Genomic DNA, 24727 nt, shown 5'->3' on the forward strand with positions numbered 1-24727 from the left:
ACCCTTCACACCTCCACTCAACTATTAAATTATATTTAGTTACAGTTTACATCGAAGAGGAATTTGGTGTCCAAATGATTAAGGGGGCTTAAGAGCATTACCGCTTAATTGTGGCACTTGCCACTTATTTGATGCACTTCACCACTTATTTGAGGCATTCCCGACTTTATTTGATACACTCCACCACTTATTTGCCGCACTACCCAAAATAGTTTTGCACTCACGCAAGGCCAGCGATCCGCACAGCACAAAAAAACAGCCCCGAAAGGCCGCTTTTTCTTCTTACACTTTGGTGTCGATACTGCCGCCGAGATGGGGTGGCATCGCATGTTCCATCCGCTGCAACTCTGCGGAGTCTATCAGCTTTTCGAGTGCTTGTCCTTGCTGCCCAGCCTGATCCATCGATTTTTGCATCATCGAAAGAGAGGCCTGCTGGTTCACTCCCGCCTGGCTAAGGGCAATGGAGAGTGAAGGAATTTCCATCGGATCACCTCCTTTATACAAAATTAAGAGAACAGCGTTATACACATCGTTGCATTCATTTACCGGCGAGAGAACGATGTATCTATCATATCGACTTAAATCTCCCGGATTTAATAGACTGTCCCCCAAAACTGCATCCTCCTGCATATAATTATCACTTAAATACAAATGTAAATATATTTATGCACCTCATATCAAGCCTTCCATTTCCGTTCCAGCTAACCGTCTTTTCATTAAAACTTTCCTTTTTCTCAATAACTGTAGACGATACTCTCCAATAAACACCAAATCTATAAATCCTATTATTTTTATACAACACTATTGATTTTTATTCATATACTTGGTATATTTATAACCGTTCTATTTTATTTATACTTTGGAGGTTGCTTTTAATGGCTAACGATTATAATACACAAACGGTGACAAAATCAGATGAATATTCCTTATCTTTAATGAAATTTTTATTGCCTTCCTTATTCGGGATTCTAATGTTTCTTGTTCCGGTTCCGTTTAACGGAAGCATTACCATCGGCGTCGGGATTTTAGCAGAAACGATCCAGTCGACTTTCGCTGACATCATTCCTTTGTTTATGACGGGTGTGATTATACTGTCGGCAGCCGGCGCATTAATCACGAAAACAGTGAAGCCGGCCTGGATCACGAATAATGAAGCGATGCGAAACCTTTTTGATATCTCAGCGTTCTGGCTCCTTGTCCGAGTCATTGGTTCGGTTTTCGCGCTCATGGTTGTGCTCGAGGCTGGCCCGGAAATGATCATTGCGCCATTCACAGGAGGAACTGTCCTGTTTGAACTGGTTCCTGTATTGATGGCATGGTTTTTATTTGCCGCCTTATTCATGCCGTTTTTGCTGTCATTCGGTTTAATGGATTTTATCGGCACGCTTTTACGTAAATTTATGCAGCCTGTATTCAAACTGCCTGGCCGTTCGGCGGTTGACGCGAGTGCGTCCTGGATGGGCGCCGGGCCTGTCGGTGTGTTAATTACCACCCAGCAGTTCGAACAAGGGTATTATACAAAGCGTGAATCATCGGTTATTTCAACGAACTTTTCGATTGCTTCAATCGCCTTCAGCCTTGTTATTATCAGCTTCATCGGCCTTGAAGCGTATTTCGTACCGTTTTACCTGACAGTAACACTTGCTGTCTTTGTGGCAGCAGTCATCATGCCGCGCATTCCGCCGCTGTCCCTTAAGAAGGATGACTATCATGAACCTGTCGGGAAACAGATCACTGAAGCTGCTCCTAAAGATGAGTCGACGCTCTCATTCGGCCTGAAGGTTGCAGTGGAAAAAGCGAACAGCGTGAAGAGCCTTGGAAGTGTCATGCAAAAAGGCGCCACTAACGTCCTCGATATGTGGCTTGGCCTCATACCGGTCGTGATGACACTTGGAACGATTGCTTTAATACTCGCGGAATTCACCCCGCTCTTTGTGTGGCTGTCCATGCCAATTGTTCCTCTGCTTCAGCTGCTGCAGCTTCCGGAAGCACAGGCGGCAGCTCCTGCGATGGTCGTCGGGTTTGCGGACATGTTCCTGCCTGCAGTCATTGGAAACGGCATTGAAAGTGAATTGACACGGTTCGTTATTGCGGGCGTCTCAATCAGCCAGCTCGTCTATATGTCCGAAATTGGTGTGTTAATTATGCGGTCAAAAATTCCGCTCAGTTTCTGGGAACTTGCCGTGATTTTTATCCAGCGTACAATTATCACCCTGCCAATTATTGCCGGGATTGCCCACCTTATTTTTTAATTGTTGAACGGCACTGAGACTGTTATGCTATGGCAGTAGCAATTATTTTTCGTGAAAAAACAGGAGGCTTTATTCATGGCTATAAATGCAGAAGAATCGTTGAAAAAGCGGATGAGTGACCGGCTGGCGCCAAGCATGGCTAAAGACCATCCGAACCTTCCTGTGATTAAGGAAGAAGGCTGTTATTACTACGGCGCTGACGGAAAAACATACCTGGATTTTACGTCAGGCATTGCCGTGACCAATACCGGGCACCGCCATCCAAAAATTGTGGAAGCCATTAAGAACGGGGCAGATTTATTAACCCACGGTCCTTCCGGTGTTATTATGTACGACTCGATTTTAACGCTGGCGGATAAGCTGGCAGAGGTGATGCCGGGAGAAATCGACTGCTTTTTCTTTGGAAACAGCGGGACAGAAGCCATTGAGGGCGCATTAAAACTGGCCAAGTTCGTCACGGAACGAACCGCAGTAGTGTCCTTTACAGGCGGCTTCCACGGCCGGACGTTCGGCGCGATGGGAGTCAGCACCTCTAAGAGCAAGTACAGGAAACATATGCAGCCCAACATGAACGCGTTTCAGCTCCCTTACGCTGATCCTGAGCTGACGGAGGAAGAAAATATAGACAACCTGGACAAGCACCTTGATAACCTTTTCGCCCATCAAGTGACCCCTGAAGAAGTTGCCTGCATGATCGTCGAACCGATTTTGGGAGAAGGAGGCTATATCGTGCCGCCTGCAGCGTGGCTCAAAAGAATCCGCGAGCACTGTTACAAGCATAACATTCTTCTGATTTTTGACGAGGTCCAGACAGGGTTTGGACGGACCGGCCACTGGTTCGCGTCACAAGCTTTTGATGTAACGCCTGATATTCTCGCAGCAGCAAAGGGAATTGCTTCAGGCATGCCGCTCGGAGTCACTGCGGCTTCAAAAGAACTCATGCAGAAATGGCCGCTCGGCGCCCACGCGACAACTTTTGGCGGAAATCCGATTGCCTGTGAAGCCGGCATTGCCACGATCGAGGTGTTAACGGAAGAGAACTTGCTGGAAAACGCACAGGAAATGGGCGATTACGCTGTTTCCCGTCTGGAAAAAATGAAAGAAGACCATCCGACCTTAGGGACGATCCGGGGAATAGGGTTAATGATCGGCATTGAAATCATTAATCCCGAAACAGGAGAAGCCGACGGCGGCGGCCTTATGGAAGTCCTTGATCTCGCCCTTGAGGAAGGCGTCCTCTTTTACTTCTGCGGCAACAAGACGGAGGTTATGCGCATGATCCCACCGCTTATTGTTACAAAAGAGCAGATAGATGAAGGGTTGGAAAAGCTGGATAAGGCGCTTAACAGGTTTGAGAATTCATAACAAAAAGAGGTTGAGGAGCCGTTCCTCAACCTCTTTTTTGCTTACTTTTTATTCCTCTTAATTCCTTTAATGAGCTCTTAGGTACTTAAATTGTACTTAAAAGATTTGGTTTCAGGCTCAAAAATCTCTTCTAAAAAGTCTTTCGAGATTTTTAAATATATACATCCACATGGATGCGACTTAATGACATATAATTCCCTCCATTCGTGATGCAATTTCAATCCACGCATCCACATGGGATGCGACACGGGAAACGATCTCAGAGCGTGTTAGCTTTAATATATTTCAATCCACGCATCCACATGGGATGCGACGTTTATTGAGATAGTACACCTTTTCCGTGTCTCTATTTCAATCCACGCATCCACATGGGATGCGACCCCATCTTTTCACGGATGGAATCGACCATATCTTGATTTCAATCCACGCATCCACATGGGATGCGACTTGGGTGTGAGTAAGGACACTTTTTATAAATGGAAATTTCAATCCACGCATCCACATGGGATGCGACACAGGAGTTGCAAGCGCCGTACTTGTCCGATACAATTTCAATCCACGCATCCACATGGGATGCGACAAAAACTTGTACGTGAGGGTAAATGGCATGGTGATTTCAATCCACGCATCCACATGGGATGCGACTGAAACTAAATTCCATATAAATGACAACGATGCGATTTCAATCCACGCATCCACATGGGATGCGACTTGCTGTACTGGTTAAACTCTAGCCCGCCTTTGAGGTCATTTCAATCCACGCATCCACATGGGATGCGACATAACGATAAGACAGGCGAGCAGAGTATTAAAAAGGTCATTTCAATCCACGCATCCACATGGGATGCGACGTCTGCTTGCGGTTCTTTGACTCCTGGTGTTCCTATTTCAATCCACGCATCCACATGGGATGCGACTCACAGCCTCAGAAGCGTTCTTGTCTCAACAGATTTCAATCCACGCATCCACATGGGATGCGACGCCAATCTTTTCCAAGGGGATTGGGAAGGATTGTGGATTTCAATCCACGCATCCACATGGGATGCGACTTGCCGGTATTCAAACACATTTCGCATGTTATCATTTCAATCCACGCATCCACATGGGATGCGACTCGGGTATATCCTTTTCTTCTCCGAAAAAATAGATTTCAATCCACGCATCCACATGGGATGCGACTCGCCCACGATATTAAATGTATACGGGGTGTTATCATTTCAATCCACGCATCCACATGGGATGCGACAAACGATGGATAAGGTAATGGGAGTCAGTCAAACGATTTCAATCCACGCATCCACATGGGATGCGACCAGACAACCGGCGTGTGATCGGCTGGACGGTCATATTTCAATCCACGCATCCACATGGGATGCGACCCCTTCGTGCTTAGTCACCCACACGATGACAGGATTTCAATCCACGCATCCACATGGGATGCGACCTACTCATTCTACAACCACCAAAACCACAGTTATATTTCAATCCACGCATCCACATGGGATGCGACGTCCTACACTTCGCCCTTGCTGATACGTCACCTTAATTTCAATCCACGCATCCACATGGGATGCGACTCGGTTTCATTAGCTTTAGTTACTTGTAGATTTTATTTCAATCCACGCATCCACATGGGATGCGACGGACTTCAATCAGGTGTAGATGTAAATACATTAACATTTCAATCCACGCATCCACATGGGATGCGACCATCGGTAGAATGTCAATATGGGGGTGACTTCATATTTCAATCCACGCATCCACATGGGATGCGACGCTGAGTGGAAGTTATGCGAGAGTCATAGGCGGATTTCAATCCACGCATCCACATGGGATGCGACGATATAACTAACATAATCGTGTCCATGTTTTCACGGCGGATTTCAATCCACGCATCCACATGGGATGCGACGTTCCAGTGCCTAAAAGAGCGACAAAGCCGAAAATATTTCAATCCACGCATCCACATGGGATGCGACCAATACTAGGGAGTAATCTATCATCTTGTAACTATTTCAATCCACGCATCCACATGGGATGCGACAATTCCAATTTATGTTCACCCCCTCTTTATAAGGATTTCAATCCACGCATCCACATGGGATGCGACCGACTTCTTACCTGACTACAGATACAACACCGAATTTCAATCCACGCATCCACATGGGATGCGACTGCGAAATAAGAGTCTAAAGAACCACAACTAAGGTAGTTTTCTTCCTCTAAATGCGCTTAGTTATATAAAAACATATTTTTCCTTTAGAAAGACTCGGGATTTTAAGAGCAAATTTAAGTGCGAACCTACCTGAAAACAGATGTGCACTTTGTATTCGCACTAAAATATTAACGGGTCTTCAAGGTCTAATGATTCTTTTATCCCAATATGCTCAACTTTGGACTTATAATTATTACCTAACCTGTAAAATCTCAAACTGTCTTCATTTTCATCAATGATTTCACATAACTCAATTTTAAGCATAGTGAATTGAGTTGAATCAATCACGCATTCAAAAACAGAGTTCTGAACCCTTTGACCATATTTTTGACATACTTTAGCTACTTTTCGCAGTCTTCTTTCACCCGCGCAGCTCATGGTGCTAACATCATAAGTGATTAGCACAAGCAATTTATACACCTACTTCCATAAGAAAGGTGGATATTGATCAATATCTCCACGTAAGTATCTGGCTAACAATAATGCCTGAACATGAGGCATTAATCCCCACTCAATTTTTTCTCCAAGAAAAGGATGCGTAATCTTATCTTTTTTACGGTTTTGCCAAGCTTTCAAAAACTCTTTTCTGGAATTATCCGTGAATAAAACAGCTCCATTTTCCTTTTTATAAAAATCTTTTTCACTCATTACTTTTTTATTGATAAGTGACAAAACAAACCTGTCGGCGTATACACCTCTCAGTTCTTCCATTATATCCAATGCTAAAGAAGCTCGCCCCGGTCTGTCCCGGTGTAAAAAACCTACATAAGAATCTAATCCAGCTCCCTCCAACGCCGAAGCTGTATCATTCGCTAACAGTGAATAAGCAAAAGAAAGCATGGCGTTAACGGGGTCCATAGGAGGTCGGCGTGTTCTTTTAAGAAAGCTGAAAACGTCTTTTTGATGCAATATCATCTCATTAAATACTCCGTTGTAAGAAACAGCTCCCTGCCCTTCCAACCCTCTTAAAGCTTCTAGGTTTTCACATTTTTTAACCTCATTCATAATTAAGCTTAGATGTTTGGACACTTCTTTAAATTTTGGTACATTTATCCGAAGAGGATAATCTCTTGTTACTCTTTCCAAGATCCATTTAGTGTTGTATAGTTTTCCAAGTATAAAATTCCTCGCAATTTTGGCGGACTCTTTTTCACTTTCAGATAGACGGTACTGGCTTTTACGTAAAACGACATTTCCTCTGCTTTCTCCAATAACCTTAGCTAAAAAGCGCCCAGACATTGTAAAAAATGTTAGGGAGATATTATTCTTAGCACAATACCCCATTAACGCAGGACTCGCTCCTGTATAACCGAAAGTTACGATCGACTCCAAATTATGAAGGGGAAGCCGGCCCAGTTTTTCTTCATCTTTTAACAACACAACATTTTCACCGTTTAGTGATAAATAAACGTCCGGCTGAGTCACAAATAACGTATTTAAAAGTTTTTTCATTCTGAAAGTTTCCTTTCAATATACGTTTGTACAGATTGTTTTTTCATCAATTCCGGAAGGCAAACTTGCTGCAAAGAACAACTATTACAAAAAGCCCCTGTTTTAACTCTAGGTGTATGTCTTTTCCTATAGTAATGGTGCATTTCTTTTATAGTCCTTTTTACCAAATCCTTTTCTTTTTCCGTAAATTCAATGGCTAATCGGTGTTTTGTTTCCCCATAATACACATAACCTCTATTAACGGAACAGACTAGCATCTCTTCTAAACACATAGCTTGAGCAGTCAGTTGTAAAATATCTTCTTCACCACGTTTAGGTTTACCTCTTTTATATTCAACTGGAACAGGTATGAAAGTACCTTCATATCCTTGAATAGGTACTCCCTGACTATCTTCAATAAATTCAACAACATCACACAGTCCTGTTATACCAAGGTCCCTCGACTGGATAGGTAAACCACGCACAATCACTTTTTCCTTGCGGCGTTCTTTAATCAGTGGCTGATCAGCTTTTTTGTGCAAATATTGTCCTTCAATTGTTTTGACGTTTTCCTCCCATTGCTGTTCAATATGAATAAGAGCCCATTGCCGTTTACAAAACTTGAAGTGCTGAATTCCCGACAACATCAGATAATTTTCTTCATTCTTATAGACCATTTAATTCTTCCAATTTTAGTCCTTCCAACTCTTTGATATTAACTGTATAATCATCGAATGTTCTAGGTTCCGATACTGTACTGCTAACTTCTAAAGCTCGGTGAACTTTAGCCGCTGAATATTGCCCTAATTTTGAATTATGTTCCCACCAGAGTACTTTATGAATTTCCATACTTCCTTCGGGTCTTGCTGAAGAAGCATCATTTTCAAAAAGTGTAACAAGCGCTTCCTTGATTTTATTAGAATCAGAAATGGTAAAACCTGTCTTTTCAGCAAGCTGGGTATTAATGCTACCGTGAAATACGTACACACCGAAGTCCACCCTATGTTTCATCCCCATCGTGTCCGAGCCCCGTTCTTTTCCTGGTTCTGAGTTGACGCTTTTCGTAATCTGCATACTTGTTAAATCGATGGGATCTACGCTAGTGGCAGTATGGATTGAGACAGGACCACGTACCCCTACAGAAACGCCAGTCCCAGTACCCGAACCTTTATATGCAAATACTTGGCCAAATCCCCGAACATCGATCCACTCCTTACAAGCTATTTCTGCAAATTCTTCCGCTTGACTGTCTTTCGATTTTAATATATCAGCCAGTTCTTTCACCGACTCTGCTCTTTCTTTTAAACTTTTAAAAGAGTCTACACGTTTGTCATTTGACTGCACAAAAACATATTCTCCCATATCCTGTAAACGGTTACGAATCTTACGCTTAATAGCCACATCTGAAATTTCCCCATGTCCGTCATAGTTTTGCCTTGGACGATTTCCATTTAACGGATCTCCATTAGGATTCGCCTTAGTAACAGACATAACAACTGAAAAATCGATTTTATGATCAAGTACACTCATTTTTATTCCTCCTCGTGGGTTGTAGGTTGTTTATCTCTTTTCTGAAACAAATCGTGACGCTGACTGTAGAATCCCAGCAAATATTTTTCAGATAATGGCTTGTTATTAAAATCTTCGATAGCGATTCGAGAAGCTACGTCGTCGATTAAGCTAGATAAATATCCTGCCTTTGGCCCTAGTCGTGCCTGATAAGGCTGCAGACTCGACTGAATAGTTTTCCAGGTTCGTGCAGGGTGTCTTGAGAAAGAGTTCATATACCTGATTGCATTAGTTGCCCGGTTCTCCTCATTTCCCAAAGCCCTTCGTTCAAGAACATCAGCTATAGCTAGTAGTCTTCCAAACAAGTAATCTCGATTTGTTTCCTCCTGAGCTAATCTCACATCATATCCCTCCTTATGATTGAATAAAGAACACGCTATACTTAAGGTTTTTTCCCACTCCCACTTATCCATTGCTAATGGATTTGAAGCCCGGTAAAACGCGCTTTTCACAATATCTGCCGGTATTTTTCGTCCATCTATTATTGAAGGTAACATTCGCTCCATTAAACCTTTAACAATTTTCTCATTGGCTCGGGGACCATAGGCCGCAAACGCAATATCCCTCGTAGCAGGCGCTCCAAAAAATGGCTTCTTAAGATACGTGTGCCGCCAAAAACAAGAAGAATGCCAGCTTTTAATACGGTTCAAATAAATCTCTTTATTAAGGTACCTGTAATAGAGAACCGCCAGTCTTCCGGTCGTCGCAGAATCCAGGACAATAATATTAATATCATTCGAGTTGGATATATCATGTTTGTAACCATCTATCGCTTTGGATAATTCTTTAGCAAACTGCTCATTTGTAAATCCTTCCGGAGTGGTTTCACCCGTTCCAAACAAATTCAGGCTATCTTCATGAGGGTCAGGCGGATGATTCTGCCCTTTTTCCCACACTAGAAAAACTCTCTGATCTATCACTTTTGCCTGTTTATGAATAAGCCATTTCAAGGCATTATGCGCTTTTTGTGAGACCTCATAGCTGATCGTGGCCGCCTCACGGCTTTCTTTAAACCTCCCCCGGAATGTGAATCCAGTTTTATCATTTGCCGAAATCAATTTCGCTTTATCACCAGAATGCCGAATTTTATTTGCATGCATAGTTGTAGCAGGAGCTTCTTTACCTGTCACAAAGCAATAATCAACTGCCCCTAGCTGGTCTTTATAAAAATTTTTAAAAGAATCATATACGTTTTTATCATTCCAAATTTTCGTCAAGAGCTTCTCTTGAGAGAAAACATTGAAACGAATGAAGGCGCTCTCCTGACCGCCTGCAGCTATTGAAAATATTGCTGGTTTAGGACCATGCAAGTCTTCATACTTTTTATGCCATTTGTTTATTAGATTACCTTCAGTATCCAAGTACAAAATATACTCTGCTGTCAGGTCTTTAATTAAACATCCTTTCAGTAAATAGTGATATATACTAATCACTTTCTCAGTAGCAAAAGGTGACTGTGCCCATTTTTCAAGTTGCTTAATATAGGCTTGGTATTGTTCTCTTTTTTTAGCTTGTCCTCCATAATGGACAAAATCACCAGCGGTATAACTGAGTTTATCATGCAGAGGGTATGGAGCCACCTTAGAGCCTGCCCGATTAGCGGCATTCTCTGTTGCAGGGATTAAAGTACTGCTGTCGTTTTTTTCAACCACTGAAGCAGAATGAAATTCCCCTTTTTCTGTAATATTTACTTCAATGTGAGCGGTCTGAGTGGTGTGAGACACCGGCAGCAGTGTATATTCCTGCCCATTCTTTTTTTTATCAATAACACCAATTTTATCGGAATTGCATTCATAAGTTTCATATAAATGTAGGAGCCAGCTCATTTACTCTCCCCCTAACCTATCAAGCAACTCATCTGCAGCTTCCATATTTGAATCATCAAAATGTTTCTTATCCATTTTTTTCACTTGCCGTACATGTGTGCACTCTTCTGGTCTAATAAAAGTTATGACCCCATCTCGTATCACAGGGTTCCACAGTCTCACTTCCATGGCATCACGACCTGTTTCATCAGGGTAATTAATTCCGTGAACCATGGTCCCTAAAGCCAGCTCGCCATACTGATCATAAAAACTTTCTCCTTCTCCAAATTGACAGGGTTCTACATATCCTTGACACTCTCTAGTCCCAAGAAAAATATCTCTTCGCCCTCCAGCATTCAACGCCCGTTTCATAATATTATGGTGCTTGTGCTCATTACGATCATAAGCAAGATCTGGGCGGTATTCATTAAATTCAAAATGAGCCTTAACTTGATAACGAACATCACGTAGGTACGTATAATTCGCTAACGTATTTCCTCCACCATATTCTATAGGCCTGATACCTTTTGATTCCATCCGAATAGGATTTAAAATACGGATAGCATCCACTAAAATAAGGAGTGTCGGTTTCCAGTATATAGACTCTGTAATGCCTTTTAACGCCTGATAAGTTGGCACCTGATAACTGAGCTTCTCACCACCTAACTTTGTTAATGGATCCGTAAACAATGCATAGTCTCCAGTCACTTCAAATTCGATTGCATTCCTCATACTCACACCTCCAACCTTTTATTTAACCTTCTAAAACACATAGTTATCAAAGCCTGCTCCATCTTCTCGGATATCCAATCCGAATTCATCACTATAAAATCCTTCTTTTAAAGCAAGAACGGCTCCATCCAGAAAAGACACGAGTGCTCCTTGCTTTTCTAAATCCTGTTTCTGCTGACTGTATATATTAATGGAAAAGTGTTGAGCCTGTTTCATAAACTGGGAAAAGTGCTCAATCGTTTCGTAACCGTTCAAATCAGCAATATGTTCCTTTCCCTCCTCATAAGGCACAAGAACTGAAGTTGTAAGATTATCAATTACAGAAAAATGTTCTGCTGCCGTCCCGTAACTTGTAACTAAGTAAGTTTTAGGGGGATGGTTATATTTGCTATACAAACTTTTAACCCAGTCACTTTGAGTTCTATCCCAGAAAAGTAAATCGGTCATATTCTTTTCAACCCTGGGAACATAGTAATCCAGCTCTGATTCTAAATCTGTGTAGAATTCCTGAAAGTAACGAGTCATAGCTGGTGGTGAAAGAATCTCGTTCCCCCCTTCAGTTTTCATTTCTTTTAATAATTTCTTTGAAATCTCTTTTCCTTTTTGAATTTCTCTAAGTCTAGATAATTTTTCATCCCGATGATCAATTAAATAAACTTTTTTTATATCTTTTTTTCCATGTCTATTGCATCGTCCAGCTGCCTGGGCTATAGAGTCCAGACCTGCCAAGGAGCGGATGACACAATCAAAATCGACATCAACACCCGCTTCTATTAATTGAGTGGTCACACAAATAACCTGCTCATTGTTAGCGAGATATTTTCGGATTTCAGCTAATAACCTTTTTCGGTGTGAGGCGCACATGGATGTACTCAAATGATAGAGAGGCACTCCTGAATCACATTCATTTAATAACACATACAAATTTCTAACGGCCGATTTAGTATTTAAAATAACTAGAATACTATTTTCATCCTCTAGTTTAGTGCTAATAAATTGTTGCAACTCCTCATTAGTTACAGGTCCCTGACGAGATCGATCAATAATTTTTGTCCTTTCAAAGGACAAATTCACTTTGTTGATATCAGAGATCATGTCATTGTTACGGGGAACATCCAGTTTATAATCTACAAAGTCAAGTGCAGGCTGAGTCGCTGTGCAGAGCACAATACTTGATTTACATATTGATTTTAGAAAATTCAAAGCTTCATTAAAGAGGGAAACACACTTAACAGGTACTTTTTGTACCTCATCAAAAATAATGACAGCATCGCTCAACCTGTGGAGTCTTCTCACACTTCGGCTCTTTTTTTCATAAAACACATTTAAGAATTGAACCATGGTAGTGAAAATAATTGGTGAATCCCAATTGTCTTTAGCTAACCTTAGCTTTTCCTCTGGAGATATCATCCCGTCAAAACGCTCATTCTCTTCATAGTCCTCCTCAATCACATTACTGTGATGTTCGAGGATATGCTCATCATCTTGAAGTATTTTTCTGACCTCTTGAGCATTCTGTTCAATAATGGTAGTAAAAGGAACGATATAAAAGATACGTTTCTTTCCATATTTTTTCGCATGCTTTAACGCATAACGCAAACTGGCCAATGTTTTGCCACCCCCAGTGGGAATGGATAAGGTGTAAATATCTGAAGGCTTTTCAGCACAATCCTCACATTGGTCAGACATAGAAGCACGCAGTTTATTGATACGATTCCCAGCATCTGGATGCTCTTTAAACGCTTTTATTTTCATCATAAGTTTGTCATAATAGTTATCCATCAACTCTGCTGAATTAATAGGTTCATACTCTTGGTTTTCTTCAAAAAGACGGGTATTAGTTCTGTCAGCATCTATAAGAGAGCTAAATACAAATTTTGTTATAAAATGAAGATGCCTAGGGTAATCTTCTGGAGCATAATTTTTTAATAATATCTTTAATTCATCTTTAGCTGCAGTGACGTAATGGTCAAATGTATTTTCATCCATCACTTTTCTATAAAAATAGTCTTTAGTCTGTTTAAATTGTAGTAACTCCTTTTCCTTCACGCGTCTCAAATAAGGCGAGTCAAGGTCAGGAGTCAGAAAATCATGTAAATAAGAATGATGCGAGATAATAGCATTTCCCACAACTTCTGAAAGGACAGTATAAAAGGGGTCTGATTGTGTTGAGTGGTAAGAATTAAATAATATTTTTCCCCCAGCAGTTGAATGATCGACACTCCCCCGTTTAGGAGCATGCTCAGGATCATTAACAGCCTTTAAAATATAGTCTCTAAATTCCTCGGTCAATTTGCCTGCATCGTGAAGAAGAGCTGACAGTCCGCAAATATGCCCCATGCCCGAACTCTTACCGAATTTTTCTGCCAATGCCTTAGTTTCCAAAAGATGGTCTTCAACCGTCTGAATGCTGCCATCATTTTCACGAATGTGCGCTATGAACTCCATACGCCACCTCCACTTAGTCTCGACAAATTTCCTTTAATTTCTATTTTATCACGTAATAACTTCTTATTACCTATTTATTTGGAAATATTTTGTTAACTTTTGAAATTACTAAGTGTGAATAACAACTCTTATTATGGGAGTAATGATGACAAGGACTGTCAGGGAACTTACGTTTTCACTATTTTAATTAAAAAACACCGCAAACACGTTCTTTAGTTTGCGATGCTAATCTCAGTATGTTGCTGTGGTATTGGAAGCTATCAATCCCTGTAACTGTTCTGGAAATCTACCTTTACATAAGGTAGATTCTTATTCTACCGCAAAGCCGGGGGGGCTCAGCACCCCGTAATTCATAATGTCTTCTAGGTCCTCCACTTTCACTACTTCCGCTTCAATCCCAAGATTCTCAATAGCTTCCCGGGTTCTTGCTTCCAGCTTCTTGCATTTGGCACACCGCTTACTGAAATTTCAATTTTCATCATTATCCCTCCATATTAAAAGGGCAGGAAGGCAAGCAGTTCCGTCAACCCAATAACTACCACTATAAACTTCTGCCCGTTTAAATCCCATAATTTTCGAAACAATGATCAAATTAGGAAAACTCATCTGGCCCTGCCAGCAAAAGACCAAGGACAGACCCTTTAGCCATACTGAGATCAGGAAACTGTTCACAATCGGCCTTCTGTCAGTGTCGCAAAGAAATAAATAAACGCCCCAAAAATTTAGGCAAGAAAGGTTGACTGAACTGTACATTATTTAAATTTAAGCCACAATCAAAACCACCAGTTCCCACCGGTGGTTTTGATTTTTGATGAGCTCCTATATAGCCTTACCATCTATAGAACCTGAAAAGAGGAAAATTATTATCTCTTCACGGCATGTATGGTGGCTGAAACGACATCCTCCATTTGCAGGTCGCCCTCTTTCCAGGCTTCGAGCAAATCATCACTCGAGGTGGTTTTTGTAATTTGAACAGCGGAAAAGCCTGCATCCTTAAGCATCAGTTCAATCTTATCCATACGTTCTGCTCCAATGATACAATTACAAACCTGAGGATCTTTATAAGCACTTTCCGGCGCCTGACCACTGCCCCTGACGATATCAGAAATATTTATACGGCCACCCGGCTTTAAGACACGGTACACTTCTTTAAAAACTCTCTCTTTTTCAGGAGAAAGATTAATGACACAATTAGAGATAACGACATCGATAGTAGCATCGGCCACTGGCAAATTCTCTATTTCACCCAGTCTGAACGCCACATTCCCATACCCCTGCTTGCATGCGTTATGCCGGGATTTCTCAATCATTTCGTGAGTCATATCCACCCCGATAACTGCTCCTGATTCACCGACTTTCTTTCTTGCAAGAAACGCATCAAACCCGGCGCCGCTTCCAAGGTCGAGGACAGTTTCGCCTTCCTGAAGACCAGCAATGGCGGTTGGATTCCCGCAGCCGAGACCAAGGTTGGCTTCCTCCGCCCCCTTTAATTCGTCATCCCCGTAACCCATTGTTTTAGCAATCCCGCTTGCTTTCCCGTCATCAGAGCAGCACCCGTCACCCGCTCCTGCCGCAATACCGCCGTAACGCTCCCTGACCAGTTTCCGTTGAATGTCTGCTTTCATAAGTCATTCCTCCTCTTAATGATCGTTCACCAGAGAAGACGAAAGCAGTTTAAAAGGGTCGCAAAACTTCTTATGCACAGCACACATTTCTTTTCTCGTAACGGACCACGTTGCCGTACGCATCAAATTGAACATCACAGCAGTTCAGCAAGATCTCCTTCAGCTGCCTTCTGGCCCTTTGCACTCTCGTTTTTGATCCTGACAGTGTCAGATTCAATTCGGAAGAAATTTGGCGGTGTTTCCATTCCTCCCCCACATACAGCCAGAACGGCAGCTGGTACTTTTCATGAAGACCCCGTAATTCTCTAAGTAAGTAAGAGCCACAGTCTTCATTAAAATTAGTTTCCGCATGTTCCATATCGTTTATAGGAGTGTCCGGTACATTGACATCTGGAATTTCTACCGTTCTTTTCCGGTAAAAATCGATGATCGTACTCCTGACAATCTGGAATAACCACCCGCGCACGTGTGACACATCGGCCAGTTTATTCTGATTTCCAACTACCTTGATCCACATGTTCTGAAGGACATCCTCTGCATCAAACCGGTTTGTGACGCGTTTTAACACAAACTGCCTCAGTTCCTGATGATACTGCTCCACAATACGATCCAGTTTGCCTGCCATTATATGCACACCCCTTTATATAAACACTTTATTATATAATATACCATTTACTGCTCAGGAAACAAGAAAAAAGATGATCCGCTTTGAGATCATCTTTTTAAAGTAACGCTTAAGTTATTTTGCTGACAGATGTTTCTTAATATCTTTAACACTCAGTAACTTTCCTGTGGTGATAACTTCGCCGTCGACAGCAAAGCCGGGGGTGCTCAGCACACCATAATTCATAATCTCTTCCAGGTCCTCCACTTTCACCACTTCCGCTTCAATCCCAAGATCAGCGATGGCTTCCCGGGTTCTTGCTTCCAGCTTCTTGCATTTAGCACATCCGCTTCCTAAGATTTCAATTTTCATCATTATCCCTCCATCTATTATTTAAAAGATCAGCACGCCTGCAAGGAAGGCAAGCAGTGTCGTCAGCCCAATAACTAAACCAATATAAGCTCCTGCCCGTTTCAGTCCCATAATTTTTGAAACAACGATCATATTCGGCAAACTCATCGTCGGCCCTGCCAGCAGAAGGGCAAGGGCTGGCCCTTTGGCCATGCCGAGATCAAGGAAACTGTTCACAATCGGCACTTCAGTCAGTGTGGCAAAATACATAAACGCGCCGAAAATTGAGGCAAGGAAGGTGGCCTGAACCGTATTTTCGCCAGCGGCGGCCGACATAAATGTTTCAGGGATTAACACCGTAATGACACCGGCAATAAATATCCCGACGACAAACAGCGGAATAATTTTTTTAGCCAGATCAAAAGTCTCCAAACACCAGCTCCACAATTCATCTTTATCGAAAAACCATATAAGCTGGACGGCTAATATGACAAGAGCCCCTAAGGTCACAAATGGCATGTTCATGCCTGACAGCAACATGACGAGCAGGGTCACGAAGAACAGGCCGTTTTGCCACAAATTTCTCGGAGAAGTGTCTTTTATCTCGAACATTTTAGCATTTTTATCAGTGTGATTTTCGTCCTTTTGAAAAATAAGCTGCATAATAAAACCTATAATGATGGCTAATACAACCGCACTCACGACTCTGGCTACCCCGATGTCTGCACCAATAAAACTGAATGTAAAGGTGATCGCAAGCAGGTTAATCGCAGGGCCGGCAAAAAGAAACGTAATAGCAGGACCGATTCCTGCCCCTTTTTTCCAGATACTCGTAAACATCGGCAGCACCGAACACGAACAGACGGTGAGGATAATGCCTGAGACGGAAGCCATGGAATACGAGACTGATTTCTTAGCATTGGGACCGAAATATTTAAGCACGGCACCTTGCGACATAAACTGGGCGATCGCTCCTGAAATAAAGAACACAATTGTCAGCGTGATCGTTCGGGGAAGGGTGAAATATTCAATAAGAAACTGCCAGCCGGCATATAAAATATCCATCATGAGTCTCCCCCTCCTAAAAGAACGTCCAGGTTTTTAATAGAAGGGTTCAATTTATATATTGTGAACTTCCCCTCTCTCCGCGACTGAATGACCCCGCCTCGTTCCAGCAGTTTCAGATGGTGAGTCACCGTTGAATTCACACTGCCGAGTGCTTCAACCAGCTCGCACAGGCAGCATTCCCGGACAGCTAATAAGGAGACGATTTTTAGACGTGTCTCGTCCCCGAGCGCTTTAAACAACGCGGCTTTCGCCTCTATACCTTCATCTGTCTTAAGGTGAGGGAACTTTTCCTGCGCTTCGTTAAAGAGCGCTTTGCTTTCTTCTTTATTTAAAATAATCCATTCTTTCTTCGCCATATCTCTCACCTGCCTTTTCATTACCTATGTTCAATATATCACTAATCAAGTATTAAAACTACATTTCTAGTTTTATAGTTTTGACAGGTTTGTGACGAGTTTGGCGGGAGTTAAGATGTAGTTTCTGGTGGTGGAGAATGTGGATGAGGCGGGAGCAGACAGTGGAAAGAGTACCGTCTGGCTCGTTTTTTGTGGGAAGAAGCGGGACGGCCGGGGTGCGCATTATTTGAAATTTCAGCCATAAAAAAAAAAGACCCTGTAAAAACAGGGTCTTCTTGGTTATTACTTCTGTACGTTAGCAGCCTGTGGGCCACGTTGGCCTTGCTCGATGTCGAAGTTTACTGCTTGACCTTCATCAAGTGTTTTGAAACCTTCACCTTGAATTGCGGAAAAGTGAACAAAAACGTCGTCTTGTCCTTCAACTTCGATGAAACCGAAACCTTTTTCTGCGTTAAACCATTTTACTGTACCTTGAGTCATAACTTATTCCTCCTGCGTGGGAATTTCCCACATTGTATTACTAGTTGAGCCCTTCATTTAATCAATCCAGAGGAATTTAACTTGTAAAAGCAATCTCTTTCATTCTTATCCGAACCTCAATAAGCTTTCTATAGTATAACCCGTGTACCTTGAGAATGATACCCCTTTTCGAAAATTTATTATAATTTCTTTTTATGGAGGCGCGCTGAAGACTGGCATGGAGGGATAATTTTCATATAAAAAATTTTATTTTTCCTGCTGTTTATAACCACAACTTTTTAAAAATAGGGGCTAATCTTTTGTACATCGAATGGCCGGCAATCACAAGAAACTTAGCGGTAAAAAAGCCTGCAGGTCATATCTGCAGGCTTTGCTTATAGTTATTTTAAGGCATTGTACGCATCAACTAACCCGTGGCCGAAATACTCGTCATGCCCTTTTTTGCCAAGATCCTCGGCTGTTTGCTGTAAGTGAGTGATTGTTCTTGCCCTTGAAAACTGAGGATTCTCAGCTTTCACGAGCGCGGCTGCCGCTGCTACTTTAGGAGCGGCCATGCTTGTTCCCATCGCCCAGCCGTAAGACCCTCTGCTCACAGGAACCGTACTGTAAGCGCGGGATTCAGAAACGAGTAAACTCTGGTCATTTTCAGGATTAGGCCAGTTCGGACCATAGTCGCCGCCCGGAGCAGCCAAATTGACGTTCGACGACCCATAGTTGGAATAATAAGCGAGCGTATCTCGATCAGTAGTAGACGACACGCTGACTACCCCAGGGATGTCTGTGAATGTATCAAAAAGCGGGCCGTAAACTTTGCCTTCGCCTTTTTCAGTGTGAACAGCTTTTCCTAAATCCATGCCATTGTTACCGTTGGCGCCAACGATAATCATCCCTTCCTGATGGGCGTACTGGACCGCTCTTTTTGAAGAGAGGTGGAGTAGCCGCTGGGCTTCATTTGTGATCGTTGAATACGTGCCAAGGCTTAAGTTCGCTACATCCACGCCGTCATCCGCTGCCGTAGTAATAGCATCAAGGATGCCTGCCCAGTTCATCCGCCCCTGGTCATTGGTTACACGGTAAGAAGCGAGACCAAGCTCCGGCCCTACTCCTAACACTCTGCCATTAGCGGCAATCGAGCCTGCCACATGCGTGCCGTGCATGCCGGAATCTTTGTAAGCATCCTCTTCTTCAGCACCCGGGAAGAAAGCTTTGCCATACAGAAGGTTATCTTCAAGATCCGGGTGAGTGAAGTCCACGCCGGTATCAATGACACCGACAACGACGGAATGGTCACCTTTAGTAATGTCCCATGCTTTCCCATTACCAGTCACGCGCTTAATGTCCCACTGATACTCTTCAAATAAATCTGCTTCAATCGTCTCTTCATTTATAGATAACTCTCCATCTGCCTCAAGCACATAGTCATTTGTAAAAATGTCAATGTTCTCAGCCACGAGGCTCACATCTTCCATTTCCTCCGCCTCATCCAGGAAACTTTCCGGAGCGGCTACGTGAACCAGGCCAACTTTAGAGGCTTCCTGTAAAATGTCGGCCCCTCCTGCTTCCATTTCAGCTGACGTCTCCTCATTAATCGTATTCGATTTAAAAAGAACTAAATATTCTTTGTCTTCTTCTTCCTGACCCAAAGCTATCGTACCAAAACTGGTCACAGTTAAAGCAGTAACAAGAGTCAAACTTAACAGTTGTTTTTTCATTTGAACCTCCATATAATATGTAATTTTAATGCAGTGGACTACCACAACCCTCCTTTTCTAATTTTTGTAAATTATTAATTTTAAAATATCACATATAATGGCAGAATTGTTTGAAAAAAGTAAATACAGTCGTGTTTTGAGAAAAAAGAACTAGATAAAGTAAGTGAAGACTTGAGTTCCTTGCGAATAGGACAGCAAATAGAGACTAACATTTTTCGGAACACTAAATTGATTAAACTATACAGGACCTTCGGCATATAAACGGCCTCCCGTTTTTAGTTCAGTTCAAAAAAAAGAGTTACCTTTAGAGGCAACTCTTCCTGTTTATTCTATTATTACTAAGTGAGATACGGTTGAAAAGCTTTCTTAAGATCATCATTTAACTTCCTAAACTGGGGAATAAGTGTGGAATCAAGAACTTCTTCTACTTTTTCGTATTTTTCTGCTTCCAGGCCTGTGACCACAGCATTAACACCCTTTTGCACATTAGTAAAATATCCTTGAACCTCTTCTGCCTCGGCCATATCCATTTCAGCAAGCACAGGAGTAACAGATCGTTCCACAGACTCGTATGAGACAAGAATGTCATCAAGCATCTGCATCGCTTCCGGTCTCTTCCCCTCACTAAGCAAGGTCTTTGTATGTATTAATCCATTAACTACAGTCTCCGATAACTGAAGAGACTGTTTCATAATTTCAAGATGTCTTTCCAATTGAGTCACTACTTTCTATATAAATTATTGCAAAATATCACTGAAGAAGCGGAAATAGCAATTCCAGACAAGAGCGAGCGGCTCAATCTAATTAAGACAGAACCTGGCGTAAAGCTCTTAAGTTGTCTCATCACACGCCACCCCTATGGTTTAGCCCCCCTCCTTTTTTCTCTTATTGACATTAAACTGCCTGGCTGAAATTTTTTCCTGAAAAAATACTATAAACTTAACTCCCTGTCATTGTCAAATAATCCCTGTAAATATATTGGGATCAATATAACTGGAGAAACCAAAAACGGACGAAATTATTTTGCTGTGGCTCAATTAGAAATCAGGTAATAGAAACAACATTAATTAAGAAGCAAACAGGACAAATCCTTATTCACAAGTTTGGCCTATGAATTTTAAGGAACAAAATAAAGAACCAGTATAATTTTAATCAGGATACAATGTCAGGCTTAAACACCGTTTCCATCTCTTCTTTTAATTTCTTCACGTTCGGGAGGAGGGTAAACTGGATGACTTCCTGGACTGTCCCAAAATTCTCTTCCTCCAGCAGTGTCACCACTTGTCCCATGTTTTTACGGACATCGTCTAAATGGCCTTCTACCTGACCTTCTTTTTCCAGCGCTATTAAAACCGGGCGAACGGAATTTTCAATCGATGCATAACCAGATATCACATCGGTTAACAGCTGGGTCGCCTCTAAATACTTCCCCTCACTCAGCTGCTTTTGGATATGCGATAAACCTTCCACCATTGTTTCCGTCAGCTGTAAACTATGTTTCATAACCTCTGTGTACTTTTCCATACGATCACTGCTTTCTATGTAAGTATTTAGAAATCTATTCTTTAACTGCCATTTTACATGAGTCACTCTCATTCAGGTAGTTCTAAGGACTTTGTTTTAAACCTATGCTTTTAAAGTTCGGTTTAAATTTATGACATTAACTAATATTATTGTACTACAACTTAGGATATGAATATATTTTTTCCTTACAAATACTACGTACCTAAAAATGCTTTTACTTTTTTAATTTGATGCGTCTATTTCCCCGAAACTTCTGCTGTTTTTCCCTCCATTCAGTCTGATCCGTATAAAAGAAGAGTTAAAAAAACTCAAGTATTTTCATTTTTTTCCGATATTAGTAAGAGAAAGTTTTTGTCGAATGAGCAGGGGAAATAAGGCCCCTGATTTCATATGGCAAAAAGAAGAGTCTAAAGTCCCGATCCTTTAGAGGGGGATTCTAACCAATGTTTAAAAGTTCACCTTAAATAATTTCATTTAGGCTCCAGGTTTCTAGTTATACACTTGAGCACGACAGGGGGGAGTTATGGGTTACAAAGGAAGAATAATAAGTGTTCTTACATGTTTATTAATTGGGGTCGTCACTATCATAGTAGATTTCCACATATACGGCTACATACCTGATCTGGCATTTTTATATAGACTGATTTTATTTATTCCATTTTGGTGGATAGGAAAACAATTTGATAAAGTGACCTTTGATAAACATACAGCTACTCAAAAAATTGATGCGTTACAACAGCAGGCAAGCTGTGATAAGGAAGATGAGCAGTTAAACTTTGTCGTTTACTATGATTCTTTAACGAATCTGCCGAACAAAAAACTTTTAACTAACACATTGAAAAAGAAAGTTTTGAAAGCGGGCAATCGGTTTAGTCTATTGTTTATAGATCTTGACGGCTTCAAAAAAATTAATGATCAGTTAGGGTATTTATATGGCGACAAGTTATTGATAAAAGTAGCGACCTTATTGAAGTCTGCTTTTGAGTCAGAGAATGTTTTCCGTTTCAGCGGTGACGAGTTTATTATTATAGTAAATGACAGAGGCCAGCTTTATTTAACTTTAAGCGATTTGTTAGGTTCTTTCTCAGAACCTTTTAAATTAGATGATAAAGAGGTTTACATTACCCCAAGTATTGGTGTAAGTCTTTATCCGGAGCACGGGAAAAATTCAGAGGACTTAATCAAACATGCAGATGCCGCTATGCAATATGCAAAGGAAAAAGGGAAAAATACGTGGAAATACTATTCCTATTCCCTTGAAGAGAAAAACAAATACTACTACTCAATGGAACATGACTTACGAAAAGCAGTTTCTTATGCTTATACCGACTTTTCAATGCTGTACCAGCCGCAAGTAGACATTAAGACAGGAGAACTGGCTGGGCTTGAAGCACTTATTCGTTGGCACCACCCGCAAAGAGGAATGATTTCACCGGCTGAGTTTATTCCGGTTGCTGAAAAAACAGGACTCATCCTCCCTCTCGGAGAATGGATATTAAAAGAAGTATGCAATCAAATCATAACGTGGAAAACAGCGGACGACACTTCCCTTCCGAAAATTGCTGTGAATGTGTCTGTCATTCAATGGCAGTCCTCGGACTTCATTGATCGGGTTAAACGGATCATTAATGAAACAGGTGTGTCACCGGAGTATTTAGAGTTTGAAATTACCGAAGGATTTATGGAAGACCGGACAAACGTTTCAAACAAACTGAATGAACTGAGAAAAATCGGGATCCAGGTGGCCATTGATGATTTTGGGACAGGCTATTCCTCTCTTAGTCATCTGAAGCAATTCCCAATTAACGTTTTAAAAATTGATAAATCCTTTATCTTACAAAATGAAACAGCCATTATAGAAAGCATTTGTGATATTGCAGAACACCTAAAAATAAATGTGATAGCAGAAGGAATTGAAACCCAAGGGCAGCTCGCTTTTTTACAAAGCATCAATTGCACATATGGCCAAGGGTTTTACTTTGAACGTCCAATCAAAGCTGGTGAATTTGAAGAAAAATATTTAAGAAGGCAGCCTGAAATAATACAGTGATACTATTCCGGTGAATAAGAGGGACGTCATTGAGGTTTCTTGTAGATTTCTTTAGAGAAGGGCTGGAGCTGTATCTCCAGTTCTTCAGATTGCAGCGAAGCCCACACTTTTTGTAATGTGTGGGCTTTGATTTTTGATATGTGCCAGGCGCTTCAACACATCAAGTAGTTGAGTATAGCTTAGTTGTGGAGGGTATTTAATGAAGGAGATGTATTTCAGCGAAAAATTAGTTTTCACGCTTGTCACCCATAAAATAAAGCGCAACTGTTCCAGGACCCGTATGGGCACCAATAACAGTCCCCACACTGTTTATTCTTACGGACTCGTTAAGGTGAGGGAATTTTTCTTCTATTAAATCCGCCACTTTTCGTGCATCATCATAGCACGCCGAATGCGATATAAAACACTTCCCTGAGTAATCGGTACCATCCTTCGCATGAACTTCCATCATACGAACAATTTCATTGATCACCTTCTTTTTACCTCTAACCTTCTTGCGTGGAGTCAACTTCCCATCCTCGCTCATGTTTAACAAAGGATTTATATGTAGTAAACTTCCGACCATTGCAGACGTTGGGGAAATTCGGCCACCTCGTTTATAATGTGTCAGATCTGTAGAAAAAAACCAATGGTGTACATGAAGCTTATTATTCTCAACCCAATTGTGCAACTCTTCTATTGTTTCCCCTTGGTCTCTCAGATCAGCAGCCATATCAACAAGCATTCCGTAACCTGATGAAGCCGCCAATGAGTCTGCTATCAAAATTTTTCGCTCCGGGTACTCAGATAAAAGCTCTTCTTTTGCAATATTAGCAGATTGAAACGTTCCTGAAAGTCCTGAAGAAAAAGAAATATGCAGGATATCCTTCCCTTCCTCTAAATAAGGTTCAAAGAATTCGATAAACTGACTGACATTAACTTGCGACGTAGTAGGCATGGCCCCTTCAGAGATTCTTCGATAATAGTCATCAAAAGATATGCTTTGACCTAGATCATCAGGATACTCAGTCCCATCTATACTGTAGTGAAAACAGACATATGGTATTTTCCTATTTTGGAAATACTCATCCGGCATATCTGCAGTAGAACAACACGTTAGTACAAAACCCGACAAATTCACCACTCCTTCATCATTTATAA

The 24727-nt window shown here is 41.6% G+C and carries 21 protein-coding genes, 1 pseudogene and 1 CRISPR repeat array; of the genes and pseudogenes, 3 read left to right on the forward strand and 19 right to left on the reverse strand.

From position 1 onward, the window contains the following. Positions 1-282: 282 nt before the first annotated feature. On the reverse strand, positions 283-483 hold the full coding sequence (locus BMW59_RS15875) for a YjfB family protein (protein ID WP_093054468.1): 201 nt from the start codon (positions 481-483) through the stop codon (positions 283-285). 392 nt (positions 484-875) lie between these two features. Here BMW59_RS15875 and BMW59_RS15880 point away from each other — a divergent pair, with 392 nt between their 5' ends. Together BMW59_RS15880 and BMW59_RS15885 are read left to right on the forward strand one after the other, a co-directional pair. Beyond that, complete coding sequence (locus tag BMW59_RS15880; RefSeq protein WP_093054308.1) at positions 876-2252, forward strand: YjiH family protein; 1377 nt, start codon at positions 876-878, stop codon at positions 2250-2252. Between the two features lie 75 nt (positions 2253-2327). After that, positions 2328-3617 (forward strand): aspartate aminotransferase family protein, encoded by a 1290-nt coding sequence (locus BMW59_RS15885; RefSeq protein WP_093054310.1) that lies wholly within the window; start codon positions 2328-2330, stop codon positions 3615-3617. Between the two features lie 214 nt (positions 3618-3831). Further along, positions 3832-5792: direct repeats of the CRISPR family, unit length 32 nt; unit sequence ATTTCAATCCACGCATCCACATGGGATGCGAC. A gap of 160 nt (positions 5793-5952) precedes the next feature. Here BMW59_RS15885 and cas2 read toward each other — a convergent pair. The 17 genes and pseudogenes from cas2 to BMW59_RS15975 all read right to left on the reverse strand — a co-directional run bounded on the left by cas2 (position 5953) and on the right by BMW59_RS15975 (position 21609). Continuing rightward, the gene (gene cas2, locus BMW59_RS15890; protein WP_093054470.1) at positions 5953-6243 is read right to left on the reverse strand and encodes a CRISPR-associated endonuclease Cas2; all 291 of its coding nucleotides are present in this window, start codon (positions 6241-6243) and stop codon (positions 5953-5955) included. 9 nt (positions 6244-6252) lie between these two features. Continuing rightward, positions 6253-7284: a type I-C CRISPR-associated endonuclease Cas1c gene (cas1c, locus tag BMW59_RS15895; RefSeq protein WP_093054312.1), complete on the reverse strand. Its 1032-nt coding sequence runs from the start codon at positions 7282-7284 to the stop codon at positions 6253-6255. Then, positions 7281-7940 carry a CRISPR-associated protein Cas4 gene (gene cas4 / locus BMW59_RS15900; RefSeq protein ID WP_093054314.1) on the reverse strand — a complete coding sequence of 220 codons (660 nt, stop codon included), beginning with the start codon at positions 7938-7940 and terminating at the stop codon, positions 7281-7283. The genes cas1c and cas4 overlap by 4 nt, the downstream gene beginning before the upstream one ends. Then, the gene (cas7c, locus tag BMW59_RS15905) at positions 7930-8793 is read right to left on the reverse strand and encodes a type I-C CRISPR-associated protein Cas7/Csd2 (RefSeq protein ID WP_093054316.1); all 864 of its coding nucleotides are present in this window, start codon (positions 8791-8793) and stop codon (positions 7930-7932) included. Before cas7c ends, cas4 begins: the two co-directional genes overlap by 11 nt. A 2-nt stretch (positions 8794-8795) precedes the next feature. Beyond that, positions 8796-10658, reverse strand: a complete 1863-nt coding sequence (cas8c, locus tag BMW59_RS15910) for a type I-C CRISPR-associated protein Cas8c/Csd1 (protein ID WP_093054318.1) — start codon at positions 10656-10658, stop codon at positions 8796-8798. Next, on the reverse strand, positions 10659-11369 hold the full coding sequence (gene cas5c, locus BMW59_RS15915; RefSeq protein ID WP_093054320.1) for a type I-C CRISPR-associated protein Cas5c: 711 nt from the start codon (positions 11367-11369) through the stop codon (positions 10659-10661). 30 nt (positions 11370-11399) lie between these two features. Beyond that, complete coding sequence (locus BMW59_RS15920) at positions 11400-13817, reverse strand: CRISPR-associated helicase/endonuclease Cas3 (protein ID WP_093054322.1); 2418 nt, start codon at positions 13815-13817, stop codon at positions 11400-11402. A gap of 309 nt (positions 13818-14126) precedes the next feature. After that, positions 14127-14267 (reverse strand): annotated as a pseudogene (locus tag BMW59_RS22455) (thioredoxin family protein); the annotation flags it as partial. A 413-nt stretch (positions 14268-14680) separates the two neighbouring features. Then, a complete protein-coding gene (gene arsM / locus BMW59_RS15935) occupies positions 14681-15442 on the reverse strand; it encodes an arsenite methyltransferase (RefSeq protein ID WP_093054326.1) in 762 nt (253 codons plus the stop codon). 70 nt (positions 15443-15512) lie between these two features. Next, positions 15513-16067, reverse strand: coding sequence for a sigma-70 family RNA polymerase sigma factor (locus BMW59_RS15940; RefSeq protein ID WP_093054328.1), 555 nt, complete (start codon positions 16065-16067; stop codon positions 15513-15515). Between the two features lie 114 nt (positions 16068-16181). Further along, positions 16182-16418 carry a thioredoxin family protein gene (locus tag BMW59_RS15945; RefSeq protein ID WP_093054330.1) on the reverse strand — a complete coding sequence of 79 codons (237 nt, stop codon included), beginning with the start codon at positions 16416-16418 and terminating at the stop codon, positions 16182-16184. 21 nt (positions 16419-16439) lie between these two features. Further along, positions 16440-17465 (reverse strand): permease, encoded by a 1026-nt coding sequence (locus BMW59_RS15950; protein ID WP_093054332.1) that lies wholly within the window; start codon positions 17463-17465, stop codon positions 16440-16442. Further along, on the reverse strand, positions 17462-17821 hold the full coding sequence (locus tag BMW59_RS15955; protein ID WP_093054334.1) for an ArsR/SmtB family transcription factor: 360 nt from the start codon (positions 17819-17821) through the stop codon (positions 17462-17464). Before BMW59_RS15955 ends, BMW59_RS15950 begins: the two co-directional genes overlap by 4 nt. Before the next feature lie 282 nt (positions 17822-18103). After that, entirely contained in the window at positions 18104-18301 is a 198-nt protein-coding gene (locus BMW59_RS15960) for a cold-shock protein (RefSeq protein WP_093054336.1), read from the reverse strand. Positions 18302-18681: 380 nt separating this feature from the next. Further along, positions 18682-20013, reverse strand: a complete 1332-nt coding sequence (locus BMW59_RS15965; protein WP_177174385.1) for a S8 family serine peptidase — start codon at positions 20011-20013, stop codon at positions 18682-18684. A 338-nt stretch (positions 20014-20351) separates the two neighbouring features. After that, positions 20352-20735: a DUF8042 domain-containing protein gene (locus BMW59_RS15970; RefSeq protein WP_177174386.1), complete on the reverse strand. Its 384-nt coding sequence runs from the start codon at positions 20733-20735 to the stop codon at positions 20352-20354. 430 nt (positions 20736-21165) lie between these two features. Continuing rightward, a complete protein-coding gene (locus tag BMW59_RS15975) occupies positions 21166-21609 on the reverse strand; it encodes a DUF8042 domain-containing protein (RefSeq protein WP_483880116.1) in 444 nt (147 codons plus the stop codon). A 451-nt stretch (positions 21610-22060) separates the two neighbouring features. Here BMW59_RS15975 and BMW59_RS15980 point away from each other — a divergent pair, with 451 nt between their 5' ends. Continuing rightward, positions 22061-23587 (forward strand): putative bifunctional diguanylate cyclase/phosphodiesterase, encoded by a 1527-nt coding sequence (locus BMW59_RS15980; protein WP_093054344.1) that lies wholly within the window; start codon positions 22061-22063, stop codon positions 23585-23587. Positions 23588-23813: 226 nt separating this feature from the next. On the opposite strand, the gene BMW59_RS15985 is transcribed toward BMW59_RS15980, so the two are convergent. Then, the gene (locus tag BMW59_RS15985; RefSeq protein WP_093054346.1) at positions 23814-24701 is read right to left on the reverse strand and encodes a DegV family protein; all 888 of its coding nucleotides are present in this window, start codon (positions 24699-24701) and stop codon (positions 23814-23816) included. Positions 24702-24727: the final 26 nt, after the last annotated feature.

Origin of the sequence: Salipaludibacillus aurantiacus (assembly GCF_900111295.1) — a bacterium.
Lineage (GTDB): Bacteria > Bacillota > Bacilli > Bacillales > Salisediminibacteriaceae > Salipaludibacillus > Salipaludibacillus aurantiacus.

Excerpts from the sequence above, each read along its gene's own strand:
- BMW59_RS15875 (WP_093054468.1), bottom strand. The coding sequence starts at position 483 with ATGGAAATTCCTTCACTCTCCATTGCCCTTAGCCAGGCGGGAGTGAAC.
- BMW59_RS15880 (WP_093054308.1), top strand. The coding sequence starts at position 876 with ATGGCTAACGATTATAATACACAAACGGTGACAAAATCAGATGAATAT.
- BMW59_RS15885 (WP_093054310.1), top strand. The coding sequence starts at position 2,328 with ATGGCTATAAATGCAGAAGAATCGTTGAAAAAGCGGATGAGTGACCGG.
- cas1c (WP_093054312.1), bottom strand. The coding sequence starts at position 7,284 with ATGAAAAAACTTTTAAATACGTTATTTGTGACTCAGCCGGACGTTTAT.
- cas4 (WP_093054314.1), bottom strand. The coding sequence starts at position 7,940 with ATGGTCTATAAGAATGAAGAAAATTATCTGATGTTGTCGGGAATTCAG.
- cas7c (WP_093054316.1), bottom strand. The coding sequence starts at position 8,793 with ATGAGTGTACTTGATCATAAAATCGATTTTTCAGTTGTTATGTCTGTT.
- cas8c (WP_093054318.1), bottom strand. The coding sequence starts at position 10,658 with ATGAGCTGGCTCCTACATTTATATGAAACTTATGAATGCAATTCCGAT.
- cas5c (WP_093054320.1), bottom strand. The coding sequence starts at position 11,369 with ATGAGGAATGCAATCGAATTTGAAGTGACTGGAGACTATGCATTGTTT.
- BMW59_RS15920 (WP_093054322.1), bottom strand. The coding sequence starts at position 13,817 with ATGGAGTTCATAGCGCACATTCGTGAAAATGATGGCAGCATTCAGACG.
- arsM (WP_093054326.1), bottom strand. The coding sequence starts at position 15,442 with ATGAAAGCAGACATTCAACGGAAACTGGTCAGGGAGCGTTACGGCGGT.
- BMW59_RS15940 (WP_093054328.1), bottom strand. The coding sequence starts at position 16,067 with ATGGCAGGCAAACTGGATCGTATTGTGGAGCAGTATCATCAGGAACTG.
- BMW59_RS15945 (WP_093054330.1), bottom strand. The coding sequence starts at position 16,418 with ATGAAAATTGAAATCTTAGGAAGCGGATGTGCTAAATGCAAGAAGCTG.
- BMW59_RS15950 (WP_093054332.1), bottom strand. The coding sequence starts at position 17,465 with ATGATGGATATTTTATATGCCGGCTGGCAGTTTCTTATTGAATATTTC.
- BMW59_RS15955 (WP_093054334.1), bottom strand. The coding sequence starts at position 17,821 with ATGGCGAAGAAAGAATGGATTATTTTAAATAAAGAAGAAAGCAAAGCG.
- BMW59_RS15960 (WP_093054336.1), bottom strand. The coding sequence starts at position 18,301 with ATGACTCAAGGTACAGTAAAATGGTTTAACGCAGAAAAAGGTTTCGGT.
- BMW59_RS15965 (WP_177174385.1), bottom strand. The coding sequence starts at position 20,013 with ATGAAAAAACAACTGTTAAGTTTGACTCTTGTTACTGCTTTAACTGTG.
- BMW59_RS15975 (WP_483880116.1), bottom strand. The coding sequence starts at position 21,609 with ATGAGAGTGACTCATGTAAAATGGCAGTTAAAGAATAGATTTCTAAAT.
- BMW59_RS15980 (WP_093054344.1), top strand. The coding sequence starts at position 22,061 with ATGGGTTACAAAGGAAGAATAATAAGTGTTCTTACATGTTTATTAATT.